General features: G+C 54.4%; 10 protein-coding genes and 1 tRNA gene. 5 read left to right on the forward strand and 6 right to left on the reverse strand.

Going from position 1 to position 12783, the window contains the following annotated elements:
• Nucleotides 1-20: 20 nt before the first annotated feature.
• Nucleotides 21-1457, forward strand: coding sequence for a magnesium transporter (gene mgtE / locus AAEY27_RS07595; protein WP_342324351.1), 1437 nt, complete (start codon nucleotides 21-23; stop codon nucleotides 1455-1457).
• Here mgtE and AAEY27_RS07600 read toward each other — a convergent pair.
• A complete protein-coding gene (locus AAEY27_RS07600; RefSeq protein WP_342324353.1) occupies nucleotides 1420-2655 on the reverse strand; it encodes a SulP family inorganic anion transporter in 1236 nt (411 codons plus the stop codon). The two genes, mgtE and AAEY27_RS07600, sit on opposite strands and share 38 nt — an antisense overlap.
• 276 nt (nucleotides 2656-2931) lie before the next feature.
• On the opposite strand from AAEY27_RS07600, the gene mqo reads away from it, so the two are divergent.
• Nucleotides 2932-4587, forward strand: coding sequence for a malate dehydrogenase (quinone) (gene mqo / locus AAEY27_RS07605; protein ID WP_342324355.1), 1656 nt, complete (start codon nucleotides 2932-2934; stop codon nucleotides 4585-4587).
• Between the two features lie 121 nt (nucleotides 4588-4708).
• On the opposite strand, the gene AAEY27_RS07610 is transcribed toward mqo, so the two are convergent.
• From AAEY27_RS07610 to AAEY27_RS07620, 3 genes are all read right to left on the reverse strand, one after another.
• Nucleotides 4709-4785: transfer RNA gene (locus AAEY27_RS07610), tRNA-Pro, on the reverse strand.
• Between the two features lie 76 nt (nucleotides 4786-4861).
• Nucleotides 4862-6622, reverse strand: a complete 1761-nt coding sequence (gene yejM, locus AAEY27_RS07615) for an LPS biosynthesis-modulating metalloenzyme YejM (protein WP_342324357.1) — start codon at nucleotides 6620-6622, stop codon at nucleotides 4862-4864.
• Between the two features lie 18 nt (nucleotides 6623-6640).
• Complete coding sequence (locus AAEY27_RS07620; protein WP_342324359.1) at nucleotides 6641-6868, reverse strand: YejL family protein; 228 nt, start codon at nucleotides 6866-6868, stop codon at nucleotides 6641-6643.
• A gap of 133 nt (nucleotides 6869-7001) precedes the next feature.
• Here AAEY27_RS07620 and yejK point away from each other — a divergent pair, with 133 nt between their 5' ends.
• Nucleotides 7002-8009 (forward strand): nucleoid-associated protein YejK, encoded by a 1008-nt coding sequence (gene yejK / locus AAEY27_RS07625; RefSeq protein WP_342324361.1) that lies wholly within the window; start codon nucleotides 7002-7004, stop codon nucleotides 8007-8009.
• Nucleotides 8010-8258: 249 nt separating this feature from the next.
• Here yejK and rplY read toward each other — a convergent pair whose 3' ends face one another.
• Together rplY and AAEY27_RS07635 are read right to left on the reverse strand one after the other, a co-directional pair.
• A complete protein-coding gene (gene rplY / locus AAEY27_RS07630; protein WP_342324363.1) occupies nucleotides 8259-8543 on the reverse strand; it encodes a 50S ribosomal protein L25 in 285 nt (94 codons plus the stop codon).
• A 123-nt stretch (nucleotides 8544-8666) separates the two neighbouring features.
• Complete coding sequence (locus AAEY27_RS07635) at nucleotides 8667-10427, reverse strand: DEAD/DEAH box helicase (RefSeq protein WP_342324364.1); 1761 nt, start codon at nucleotides 10425-10427, stop codon at nucleotides 8667-8669.
• Between the two features lie 148 nt (nucleotides 10428-10575).
• On the opposite strand from AAEY27_RS07635, the gene rsuA reads away from it, so the two are divergent.
• Both rsuA and AAEY27_RS07645 read left to right on the forward strand, forming a co-directional pair.
• Nucleotides 10576-11283 carry a 16S rRNA pseudouridine(516) synthase RsuA gene (gene rsuA, locus AAEY27_RS07640; protein ID WP_342324365.1) on the forward strand — a complete coding sequence of 236 codons (708 nt, stop codon included), beginning with the start codon at nucleotides 10576-10578 and terminating at the stop codon, nucleotides 11281-11283.
• Between the two features lie 15 nt (nucleotides 11284-11298).
• The gene (locus AAEY27_RS07645) at nucleotides 11299-12492 is read left to right on the forward strand and encodes a Bcr/CflA family multidrug efflux MFS transporter (RefSeq protein ID WP_342324366.1); all 1194 of its coding nucleotides are present in this window, start codon (nucleotides 11299-11301) and stop codon (nucleotides 12490-12492) included.
• Nucleotides 12493-12783: the final 291 nt, after the last annotated feature.

The raw sequence follows: 12783 nt of genomic DNA on the forward strand, positions 1-12783 counted from the left end.
GCTGTCTATTCAGGATCTCAATGTCAGTTATCAAAAAAAACAGCGTAAAACTGCGCGACGAAGAACGAGCGCGGCTGATTTGGCTGCTCACCACGCATAAAACACTGACCGCGACGCTGCTCGGCGAAATCACCCTCGTTGAACCAATTGATGGCGAAGCGCTCGAACAGGATTTGACCGAAGTGCGGGCGCTGGTGTCGCATTTGCCACCGCCGGATCTGGCGGACACCCTCGAAGCGCTGCCGGTGGATGCGCGCCACGCGCTGTGGCGGCTGGTGGAAGATGATAAACGCGGCAAAGTGCTGCTCGAAGCGTCGGAAAATGTCTGGGACGATTTGATCGACGAAATGAGCGACAGGGCGTTGCTCGACGCGCTGGAAACGCTCGATATCGACGAACAGATCTACCTGGTGCAGCATCTTCCGCGCAACCTCACCGGACGGTTGATGGCGACATTGCCGCCCGCAGAGCGCGCGCGCGTGCGACAAGTGATGCGTTACGGCAAAAACTGCGTCGGCGCGATCATGGAGTTCGAGGTCATTACAGTGCGCCCTGAAGTGTCGCTGGCGGCGGTTCAACGCTATCTTCGACGGCTTGGCAAGATGCCGGAAAACACCGACAAACTGTTTGTCATTGGGCGCGATAACCAGCTGGTGGGCGAACTGGCGCTGCAAACCATTTTGCTCAATGCTGCCGGGCGGCGGGTGAGCGAAGTGATGAACGCCGATCCGGTGACCTTTTCCCCGGAAGAAGAGGCGGAAAAAGTGGCGCGCACCTTTGAACGTGACAACTTAATCAGCGCCGCGGTCGTGGACGAAAAAGGCATGCTGATGGGGCGATTGACCATCGATGAGATTGTTGACGTGGTGTACGAAGAGACTGACAACGACATGCGCCAGATGGGTGGCCTGAGTACCGAAGAAGATGTTTTTGCGCCCGTGACCAAAGCGGTGAAAACCCGTTGGGTGTGGCTGGCAACCAACCTGTGTACCGCGTTTATCGCTTCACGGGTGATTGATGGTTTTGAACACACGATTTCACAACTGGTGGCGCTGGCTTCATTGATGCCGATTGTCGCCGGGATTGGCGGTAATACGGGCAACCAGACCATCACGATGATTGTCCGCGCGCTGGCACTACAGAACATTCAACCGGGGAACTTTACCTTTCTCATTTTGCGCGAGATGGGTGTGGCATTGATCAACGGTCTGGTGTGGGGCGGAATTATGGGCTGCGTCACCTGGTGGCTTTATGGCGACCTGGCATTGGGCGCGGTGATGACGTTAGCGATGGTACTAAATTTGCTTACCGCCGCGCTGATGGGGGTATTAATCCCGATGATCATGACCCGGCTGGGGCGCGACCCGGCGGTCGGCTCCAGCGTGATGATTACCGCCATTACGGATACTGGCGGCTTCTTTATTTTCCTTGGGCTGGCGACGATTTTTTTGCTGTAACCAACACTTTTTCGCGCCATTTTGCGGGCGTCACGACCAGCATCACCATCCCGGCGACAACGCCGATCGCCAGGTTGCCGGTGCTGACGGTGGCGGCAACCGTCACCAGCATCACCAGCGTTTCCACGACCGGCGCGTGTTTCAGCGTCGCCGGTTGCAGGCTACCCCAGTTGAACGTTTTAAAGGCAACAATCGCCATAATGCCCGCCAGCACCACCATCGGGATTTTCGCCATCACCTGGCTTAACGCGGTGACCAGCAGCAATAACACCAACCCGGCTGCAATCGTCGAAACGCGCGTGCGGCCTTTGCCCATCTCAACGTTGACAATGGTTTGACCAATCATCGCGCAACCGGCAATTCCGCCGTAGAAACCGGCCATAATATTGGCGATCCCCAAGCCGGTGCTTTCGCGAGCTTTGTTGGACGGCGTATGGGTCAGATCGTCAACCAATTTGGCGGTGAGCAGTGATTCCATCAAACCGACAAACGCGATGCTCAGCGCGCAAGGCCAGATAATACTAAGCGTTTGAAGATTGAACGGTACCAGCCATTGCGTAAAGCCCGGCAGACCGCCGTGCATGGGGCCTTCATCCCCAACGGTGGGTAAAAGCTGGCCGCTGAACACCGTAAATGTGGTCAATACCACAATCGCGACCAGCGGCGCGGGAATGCTTTTTACCCAACGCGGCAGCCACAGCACAATCAGCAGCGTGAGCGCGAACAGCGCCAGAATCAGCGGGTCTTTGCTCCAGAAATGCGGTACCTGAGCAAAGAAAATCAGGATGCCCAGTGCGTTAACAAAACCGGTCATCACCGCGTGAGGAATAAAGCGCATCAGCCGCGCCATGCCGCTCAAACCGAAGATAATCTGAATAACACCGGCCAGTAAAACCGCCGGCAAAATGTATTCCACACCGTGTTGATGAACCATAGGTCCGATAACCAACGCGACTGACCCCGCTGCTGCGGTGACCATCGCCGGGCGACCGCCCAAAAAAGACATGCCAAGGCAGAGCACGACTGAGGCTATCAGGCTAACAGTCGGGTCGACACCCGCAATCACCGAAAAGGAGATGACTTCCGGAATCAACGCCAGTGCGGTAATGATGCCCGCCAGCACTTCTCGGGTGAACAGTTGTGGCGAGCGCAGAACGTGGCTTACCAAATGGGTAGAAGGGATTGATTTTTCGGTCATAAGATTTCGCAGGTGAGTGTGCCACAGGCAGCAAAGGCAAACGGCATCCGTGCGTTTGGCAAAACGCAGGATGATAGCAGATTTTTACCGCGAGCGACCAGCCATTAGTGTTAAATCTTATAGTGAAATTAAACTTATTAGTAACATTTATATAATTAATATTTAATGTTTAAACATTATTTAAATCTAACTTTTTAAGTGCTACGTTAGGGGTGCTAACTACTTTACCCTCAATAAATGCGAATAAAGCAGCACTAAAAGTAAGGCAATATCATCATGAAAAAAATGACTGCCAGGCTGTTTTCGATGGCTGTCGGGCTTAATGCTGTCTCAAAAGCAGCAGGATCGTCCGCATCGAAAGAGCAGGAAACAGATGTGCTTTTAATCGGTGGTGGGATCATGAGTGCCACGTTGGGAACCTGGCTTTCGGATCTCGAACCCACCTGGTCGATTACGATGGTGGAACGGCTGGATGCCCTGGCGGAAGAGAGTTCGAACGGCTGGAATAATGCCGGCACCGGGCATGCCGCCTTAATGGAACTGAATTACACCCCACGCAGCGCGGACGGCTCTGTCAGCATCAAAAAAGCGATTGAAATCAACGAAGCATTTCGTATTTCTCGTCAGTTCTGGGCGCACCAGGTCAAAACCGGTGTGCTAAAAGAACCGCGCTCATTTATTAATACCGTGCCGCATATGAGCCTCGTCTGGGGCGATGACAACGTGAATTTTCTGCGCGCACGCTACAAAGCATTGCAGCAGTGCTCGTTGTTTCGCGGCATGCGCTATTCCGAAGATGCCGAGCAAATCAAGCAGTGGGCGCCGCTGGTAATGGAAGGGCGCGATGCCAATCAGAAGATTGCCGCGACTCGCACAGAGATCGGCACCGATGTGAACTTTGGCGAACTGACTCGCCAGATGATTGGCTCCTTGCAGAAAAAAGAGACCTTCTCCCTGCAACTGGGCACCGAAGTGCGCAGCATCAAACGTAACGCTGACAACAGCTGGAATGTCACCTTAAACCACCTGAAAGGCGGTGGTGAGCAGGTGGTAAAAGCGAAGTTTATCTTTATTGGCGCAGGCGGTGCGGCGCTGAAGCTGTTGCAGGAGTCCGGCATTCCGGAAGCGGCGGATTACGCGGGTTTCCCGGTGGGCGGCCAATTCTTGGTGGCGGAAAACCCGGAAGTGGTGAATCACCATCTGGCAAAAGTGTATGGTCAGGCGACCGTTGGCGCACCGCCAATGTCGGTACCGCATATCGATACCCGTATTATTGATGGCAAACGCGTGCTGTTGTTCGGGCCGTTCGCGACCTTCTCAACCCGTTTTTTGAAAAACGGCTCGCTGTGGGATCTGCTGCGCTCGACCAACTCGTCGAACATTCTGCCGATGTTGACGGTCGGAATGACCAATTTCAGCCTGGTGAAATATTTGGTAAACCAGGTGCTGCAAAATGAGGACGATCGCTTCGATGCGCTGCGTGAATATTATCCACTGGCGCAAAAAGAGGATTGGCGTTTGTGGCAGGCGGGTCAACGTGTGCAGATCATCAAGCGCGAAGCAGGAAAGGGTGGTGTGTTGCGCCTGGGCACCGAAGTGGTGAGTGATAAAGAAGGGACGATTGCCGCACTGCTTGGCGCATCGCCGGGCGCATCGACAGCCGCACCGATCATGCTTGAGCTGATGGAAAAAGTGTTTACCGAACGCTTCGCCTCCGAAGCCTGGCAGATGAAGCTGAAAGAGATCATTCCTTCTTTCGGCACCGAACTGAACGGCAATATTGAAGCCGCCGATCAGGAACTGCGTTACACCAGCGAGATCCTCGGCCTGAAATGCGACGAGTCGTTGGTGGCCGACGTCACGCCGCCGGTGCAAAAACCCACGACACAGCCGCATAACGACGGCGAGCCAGTGGCAGACATCGCGCTGTAATATGGCTTTTGAAATAAGAATCCCGGCTAAATAGCTGGGATTTTTTTATGCGTGCGAAACTGGCTATGGCAAATTACAGGCATAAAAAAACCAGCCGTTAAGGCTGGTTTTCCGGGATTTTTGGTCGGCACGAGAGGATTTGAACCTCCGACCCCTGACACCCCATGACAGTGCGCTACCAGGCTGCGCTACGTGCCGACATGTGGCGCTAATAGTACCCTTTTCCGGGCTGATTGCAAGGGAAGGGTAGCCTGAGTGATTCATAATTAATCAATCAGTTAGCGATAAAACGTTTTTCATCCGTCAGGACTTGCAGCAGCAAACTCAACTGCGGTTTCTGATCGTGGATCTTCTCACCCTGCGCATTCCAGGTTTGATAATTACCGTTCTGATTCAGCACCAGCGTCATCTGCGGCGTTGTGATTGCCAGCGTATTGCTGTTGGCTGCGGTCACCCAGTTGTGGCGACGCGCGGCGGTAAACAGGTCCTGACCTTGCGAATACTCATTTGCCGGCGTGCTGACGTGCAGCAGTCGCTGCATCAGCGTGGTCATCACATCCTGATGATCCGTCAACTTCGCGATGCGTTGCGCAGGCGTCCCCGGCCAGTGCACTACCAGCGGAACATGCAACCTGCTGCGCGACCAGTCAAAAGACGCATCATCTTTGTTCTGTGGAATACCGCGGCCTGCGGTGATGATAACCACCGTGTTATCCATTTTGCCGGAAGCGCGAAGGGCATCCAGCACGCGAGCAATTTGCTCGTCAACATCCGCTGCCGCACGGCTGTACTTGCGGGCGAAACCTGGCTGGTCGATATCCGGCTCTGCGGTGCCGTTTAACGAAACCCACGAGAACCAGCGGTTATCTTCTTGCGCATCATGCCCCAGCCAGTTGATCCACTGATCGGCGGTCTGCTTATCGCTCTGCGCACTTGCAGCAGGCAGGGAGAAATCAGACAGCAACGCCTGGCGATAGAGCGGGCTGCTAAAGCCGTCGGAAGAGAACAGCCCCAGCTGGTAACCCTGTTGGTTTAACGCGGTAATCAGCGCCGCCGGGATACGCGCCGACAACACGCCATCCATATAGCTTGGCGAAATGCCATAGAACAGGCCGAAATAGCCGTTATCCGCGTTATTCCCGGCGCTCATATGCTGCGTAAAGTTGACGTTTTGCTCGGCGAAACTCGCCAGCTTCGGCATCTGTTTTTCGTAACGCGAATAGTTAAGACCGTCGACGGTAATCAGCAGCACATTCTGGCCAGAACCCATATCGACATAGCGTAAATCGCTTAAAGGATACTGAACCGACACCGCTTCCGGGTTGCCTTGCTCCACTAGGCGGCGCTGATAATCCTGCGCATCCAACAGACCGTGTTTTTCCAGAAAACGGCGCGCGGTCATCGGGTAGGAGAGCGGCAGGTTGGCCCGCTGCATGGTAATCGGTCGATAGAAATTGGCGTCCGCCCAAATATACATCACATGGTTGGCAATAAAGGCGACGCAGAAAAAGGTGGCCAGCGGTTTGGCGAAGTGGCGACGGCGAGTGAGGCTGCGCAGTTTTTGCCAGCTCCAGGTCGCAAACAGCATCTCAATCAGCAAAATCACCGGCACGCTGATAAACATCAACTGCCAGTCGCGCGCCATTTCGTTCTGGTCCGGGTTAATAACCAGTTCCCAGACGATAGGGTTGAGGTGCAGGTGAAAACGGGTGAAAACTTCGCTATCGATAAGCAGCAGCGTCATACCGGCGGTGGCGAGGATCGCGGATAACACGCGCATGAGCCGCTGCGACATCACAATAAATGTCAGCGGGAACAGAATCAGCAAATAGGTGGCGAACACCAAAAAGCTGAAATGCCCGACCACGCTCAGGTAGGAGTAGATCCGCCCGGAGAGGGTGGTCGGCCAGTCGGCAACAAACAGATAACGGCTACCGAGAACGATGGACAACAAGATGTTGAACAACGCGAACCAGTGCCCCCAGCTAACCATCTGGGAGACTTTTTCACGGTAGCGCTGACGATTGGTCACCATAAACTGTCGATATTTCCCTTAATGCGCTTTGTCGTCGCCAATGGACGATTGTAACGCCTGAGCGAACGACTTCGCGATGGCCTGACGTTGAGCGGGTGCGACGCTGGTGTTAATCAGGTTCGTCACCATATTGCCCAGTACCATCAGGGAGAGGTCGGTCGGCGTCTGGTGTTTTTCCAGCACGTTGGCCAGCTCACTGAGCAGTTGTTCAACGTGTTCATCACTGTAGCGGGAGATTTGTGGCATAAATCGGAATCAGTCTGTTCATGAAAGGGCAACATATTACCGTAGCAACAGCTTTTTTTCTGCTTTTTTATCAGCAGTTGCACAGTCGCGTTGGTGGTGGTTGAATACCGCCGGTCTAAAAGGAGAGTTTATCATGAGTCTGGATATCAACCAGATTGCCCTGCACCAGCTTATCAAGCGTGATGAGCAGACCCTTGAACTGGTGCTGCGCGATTCTTTGCTGGAACCCACCGCGCCTGTTGAAGAGATGGTGGCAGAGCTGCACCGTGTATATAGCGCGAAAAATAAAGCCTACGGTCTGTTTAACGATGAGAGTGAGCTGGCGCAGGCGCTACGCCTTCAGCGCCAGGGTGAAGAAGAGTTTCTTGCCTTCAGCCGTGCGGCAACTGGGCGCTTACGTGATGAACTGGCGAAATATCCCTTTGCCGATGGCGGCATTGTGCTGTTTTGCCACTACCGTTATCTGGCGGTCGAATACCTGCTGGTTGCGGTGCTGAACAACTTAAGCAGCATGCGTGTCAACGAACATCTGGATATCAGCTCGACTCATTATCTGGATATTAACCATGCCGATATCGTCGCGCGTATCGATCTCACCGAATGGGAAACCAACCCGGAATCCACGCGTTACCTTACGTTCCTGAAAGGGCGGGTAGGGCGCAAAGTGGCGGATTTCTTTATGGATTTCCTCGGTGCCAGCGAAGGGCTGAACGCCAAAGCACAAAACCGCGGTCTGCTACAGGCGGTGGATGATTTTACCGCTCAGGCGGAGCTGGATAAATCAGAGCGCCAGACGGTTCGCCAACAGGTTTATACCTATTGCAACGAGCAATTGCAGGCGGGTGAAGAGATTGAGCTGGCCTCGCTCTCCAAAGAGCTGGCGGGCGTGAGCGAAGTGAGTTTCGAAGAGTTCACAGCGGGCCAGGGCTACGAGCTGGAAGAGAGCTTCCCGGCGGATCGCAGTACGCTGCGTCAACTCACCAAATACGCCGGGAGCGGCGGCGGGTTGACGATCAATTTCGATGCCTTACTGCTCGGCGAACGTATTTTCTGGGATCCGGCAACGGATACGCTGACCATCAAAGGCACGCCGCCGAACCTGCGCGATCAGTTGCAGCGTCGTTTTAATGGCGGCAAGTAACCTTGTGAAACCTGCTTTCGGGCAGGTTTTCTTTTTCCTGCGATCCGCGAGAAGGTAATGGATTTATCTCAACGCCCGGGTGCCCTGGCAGTCGTCCAACGCGATAATTCGCCAGCGGGCACTGCGCCATCAACTCAAGCGTGAAAAAACGGTGAAAGATGACGCTCCGCGCATTAGTAAGCTGCTGATGGATTTTGATGAGATATAAAAAACCCCGCCGGAGCGGGGTTTTCTTCAACTTGTTAGCGATTAAGCGCGAACGAAGTCGATGTGGTTCAGTTTGGCTTTGAACGGGTGACGCTGGATAGCCTGAACTTTTACCTTAACTTCTTTGCCATCAACTGCGATGGTCAGAACTTCGCTATAGAACTCAGCTTTCGCCTGCATGTTCCACAGTTTGTCGTGATCCAGTTCGATAGCGATTGGCGCTTCAGTTCCACCGTAAACGATAGCCGGGAACTTGTTCGCGATGCGCAGGCGGCGGCTCGCACCCTTACCCTGCTCTTTACGTACTTCTGCGTTAATAGTAAACATTTGAATCTCTCTTAATAAATCCTGTTACAGGCGACCCAGCAACAGGCAGATGATCGGCTTTGCGGATGCAAAAGCGGGCGGTATTCTATCCCCGAATGTGCGATACATCAATCAAAAGCGCGTTTATCCGCGTAATTCATGTGCCCGGCGAAACCTTCCCTCATAATCGAACACTTTCTCGCGCACCTGCCAGTATTGGCCTTTCATTCGTGCGACGACAAAGTCGGGATGCCGCAATAACGCCTGCTGGGTAAGGATGTCCGCCGCGACAATCCAGCGTAACGGTACGCCAGGTATTCGCGTGTGCGGGCGAATAAACAGTTGTTCGAACGCGGTGCGTTGTGCCGGGGTTTGCAAGCGAAAACGCTCGCTTACCTCCGCGCCATCTTCATCGTAGTACGTGATTTTCAGCCATTCGCCTTTCTCATCCGCGCCGTGCTGTAGCGTCATTCCGCTACAGCGCAACACCAGTGCATCTTTCAGTTTCAGCGCAGCTTTCAGCATATCGTCCGGATCGACCAACACCGCGTCGCAACTGCGGCAGCGGCGGGCGGCAATATCATTTTCCGCATTACATTGTGGGCAGTTTTTAAAGCGGAAGCGGTAATCGCACTGTCCGCGGTGGCCTTCATCGTCTTCCAGCCAGCCCTGACAGCGACGGCCAAAATGTTCAATCAACGTGCCGTCTGCGGTGGTTTTTCCCCAAAACGTATTGGCAAAACCGCAACCAGGGCAGAAGACCTGAACCGGAACGTTATCGCTTTTGCCTTTCGGCGCACCGATTTCCGGGGCATAGAGATCGTGTGGATTGCCCGCGTAATCCAGGATCAAACAATCGGTTTTGCCCGGCGAGAGGCGCAGGCCACGGCCAACGATTTGCTGATACAGGCTGACGGATTCGGTCGGGCGTAAAATCGCAATTAGATCGACGTGCGGCGCATCGAATCCGGTGGTCAGCACCGCAACGTTCACCAGGTAGCGGAACTGTTGATTTTTGAAGGCTTCGATCAACGCATCGCGCTGCGGGCCGGGCGTTTCGCCGGTGATCAGCGCCGCGTCATCGGCGGGCAGCAGGCCGGTAATCTCTCTGGCGTGCTCAACGGTGGCGGCAAAAATCATCACCCCTTTGCGCGTCTGCGCAAACTCGACAATCTGGCTGATGATATGCGGGGTAATGCGCTTTTGCTTTTTCAGCTCGCGGTTCATGTCAGCTTCGCTGAACAAGCCATTACTTTGTGCCTGCAAGCGGCTGAAATCATATTGCACCACCGGCATATCCAGCCGCTCCGGCGGCGTAAGATAACCGTGCTTAATCATGTAGCGCAGCGGCAGTTCATAAATGCAGTCGCGAAATAGCGCTTTTTCATCACCGCGCACTATACCGTGGTAATGAAAGCGATAAATCCAGCCTTTGCCGAGCCGAAAAGGCGTGGCGGTCAGCCCAAGTAAACGTACGTGAGGGTTCACTTCGCGCAGATGCGTCAGGATTTGTTGATACTGGCTGTCATCGTCATCGCTGATACGGTGGCATTCATCCACCACCAGCAGGGAAAATTCGCTTTGAAACTGCTCAAGATTGCGCGCCACGGACTGCACGCTGCCAAACACCACTTTGCCGTGGCTCTGTTTGCGCTTTAACCCGGCGGCGAAAATATCGGCTTCCAGCCCCAACGCGACATACTTCGCATGGTTCTGCGCGACCAACTCTTTGACGTGCGCCAGCACCAGTACGCGGCCGCGCGCCAGCCGTGCCAGCTCAGCAATCACCAGGCTTTTTCCGGCACCGGTCGGCAGCACAATGACCGCAGGTTCAGCATGTTGGCGAAAATGGGCGAGGGTGGCATCCACCGCTTCGCGTTGATAAGGACGTAGCGTAAAAGTCATTGTCTCGGCGGTATTACAAATTGGCGGTGCTCAGTATGCCACGAATCTTTCCTTTTAGCGGTTTCGGATGCTCGCTATACTGTCAGGGCATTCATCTCTTTTTGCGGGGTTTTGCCCGCATCCAGCACCATACAGGCTAAAAAATTTCATGCGACTTGATAAGTTTATCGCTCAGCAACTCGGCGTAAGCCGTGCCATTGCCGGGCGTGAAATCCGCGGCAGCCGTGTTACGGTCGACGGCGACATCGTCAGAGATACCGCGTTTAAATTGCAACCTGAGCACGAGGTTGAATACGACGGTAACACCCTCGTTCAGCAAAATGGCCCGCGCTATTTTATGCTGCATAAACCGGAAGGCTACGTCTGTTCGACGGACGATCCGGATCATCCCACGGTGCTCTATTTTCTTGATGAGCCCGTTGCGCACAAGCTGCATGCCGCCGGACGCCTGGATATCGACACCACCGGGCTGGTGCTGATGACTGACGATGGTCAATGGTCGCACCGTATCACTTCGCCGCGCCATCACTGCGAGAAAACCTATCTTGTGACCCTCGAATCGCCGGTCGCGGAAGACACCGCCGCGCAGTTCGCCCACGGCGTACAACTGCATAATGAAAAAGATCTCACCAAGCCCGCAGTGCTTGAAATCATCACCCCAACGCAGGTGCGCCTGACCATTAGTGAAGGCCGCTACCACCAGGTTAAACGTATGTTTGCCGCTGTGGGAAACCATGTCGTCGCGCTGCACCGCGAGCGCATTGGCGCGATTGCGCTTGATGAAGATCTCGCGCCGGGTGAATACCGGGCGCTCACCGAAGAAGAAATCGCCAGCGTTGGCATGCCCGCTCGTTAAATTCAGGAGAATTTCGTGACCACCAGGCCACACTCATCATTGAGCATTGTGTTTATTCTTGGCCTGCTGGCCATGCTAATGCCGCTCTCCATTGATATGTATTTGCCCGCGCTGCCAGTGATTGCCGAGCAGTTTGGCGTTCCGGCAGGCAGCGCGCAGATGACGCTCAGCACCTATATTCTGGGCTTCGCGCTGGGGCAATTGCTCTATGGGCCAATGGCAGACAGCATCGGTCGTAAACCGGTTATCCTTGGCGGCACGTTGATTTTCGCCGCGGCGGCCGTGGCCTGCGCGCTGGCGCAGAGTATTGAGCAACTGATCACCATGCGCTTTTTCCATGGCCTCGCCGCAGCGGCGGCAAGCGTGGTGATCAACGCCCTGATGCGCGATATCTACCCGCGCGAAGAGTTCTCGCGCATGATGTCGTTCGTGATGCTGGTGACCACCATAGCGCCGCTGCTGGCGCCAATGGTCGGCGGTGCGGTACTGATTTGGTTTAGTTGGCATGCGATTTTCTGGATCCTGGCGATTGCCGCGCTGCTGGCGTCATTGATGATTGCCTTTTTCATCCGCGAAACGCTGCCGGTGGAAAAACGCCACAAGTTCCACTTCCGCACAACGCTGGGCAACTTTGCCTCACTGTTTCGCCATAAACGCGTGCTCAGCTATATGCTGGCGAGCGGTTTCAGCTTCGCCGGCATGTTCTCATTCCTGAGCGCCGGGCCGTTTGTCTATATCGAAATTAACCACGTCTCGCCGCAGGATTTCGGTTACTACTTCGCGCTGAATATTGTGTTCCTGTTTGTCATGACCATTATTAACGGCCGCTTCGTGCGCCGGATTGGTGCGCTGAACATGTTCCGCAGCGGGCTGTGGATCCAGTTTGCGATGGCGCTGTGGATGGTGGTGACCGCTTTGCTGGATGTCGGCTTCTGGTCGATGGTGATCGGCGTGGCGGCATTCGTTGGCTGTGTTTCGCTGGTGGCGTCTAACGCGATGGCCGTGATTTTGGATGAGTTTCCGCATATGGCCGGGACAGCCTCTTCGCTTGCGGGCACGTTCCGTTTTGGTATCGGTGCGATTGTTGGCGCGCTGCTGTCGATGGCGACCTTCAACTCGGCGTGGCCGATGATTTGGTCCATCACTTTCTGCGCAACCAGTTCCATTCTCTTCTATCTGTACGCCAGCCGGTCGAAAAAACCGGCATAACCTACCAGAACAGGGAGCGAAAACGCTCCCTTTTTTGAGCCATGTCAATCACAAGCAACTTCTGTTCGAACATGTTTGTTTATTTTTTGTAAAATCAGTTGGTGTAAAAAGTCACATCATTGTAGTGAAAAAGGTTGAGTTAGATCGCAGAAACGGGTACATATACCCCGAAAGTTGGCTCTCCGCCTATCCAATAAGACCTTGATAAATGAGCGGCAAGCCCACACGCTGCGCGGGATGCGACCTTTTCTGCGCGACCGGCAGGATGCTTTGTCAATCATGTGTTAATAT

Origin of the sequence: Kosakonia sp. BYX6, from assembly GCF_038449125.1 — a bacterium.
Lineage (GTDB): Bacteria > Pseudomonadota > Gammaproteobacteria > Enterobacterales > Enterobacteriaceae > Kosakonia > Kosakonia calanthes.

Coding starts and splice junctions, on each gene's coding strand:
- yejM (WP_342324357.1), bottom strand. CDS start 6,622: ATGGTGACCAATCGTCAGCGCTACCGTGAAAAAGTCTCCCAGATGGTT.
- AAEY27_RS07620 (WP_342324359.1), bottom strand. CDS start 6,868: ATGCCACAAATCTCCCGCTACAGTGATGAACACGTTGAACAACTGCTC.
- mqo (WP_342324355.1), top strand. CDS start 2,932: ATGAAAAAAATGACTGCCAGGCTGTTTTCGATGGCTGTCGGGCTTAAT.
- AAEY27_RS07600 (WP_342324353.1), bottom strand. CDS start 2,655: ATGACCGAAAAATCAATCCCTTCTACCCATTTGGTAAGCCACGTTCTG.
- mgtE (WP_342324351.1), top strand. CDS start 21: ATGTCAGTTATCAAAAAAAACAGCGTAAAACTGCGCGACGAAGAACGA.
- rsuA (WP_342324365.1), top strand. CDS start 10,576: ATGCGACTTGATAAGTTTATCGCTCAGCAACTCGGCGTAAGCCGTGCC.
- yejK (WP_342324361.1), top strand. CDS start 7,002: ATGAGTCTGGATATCAACCAGATTGCCCTGCACCAGCTTATCAAGCGT.
- rplY (WP_342324363.1), bottom strand. CDS start 8,543: ATGTTTACTATTAACGCAGAAGTACGTAAAGAGCAGGGTAAGGGTGCG.
- AAEY27_RS07635 (WP_342324364.1), bottom strand. CDS start 10,427: ATGACTTTTACGCTACGTCCTTATCAACGCGAAGCGGTGGATGCCACC.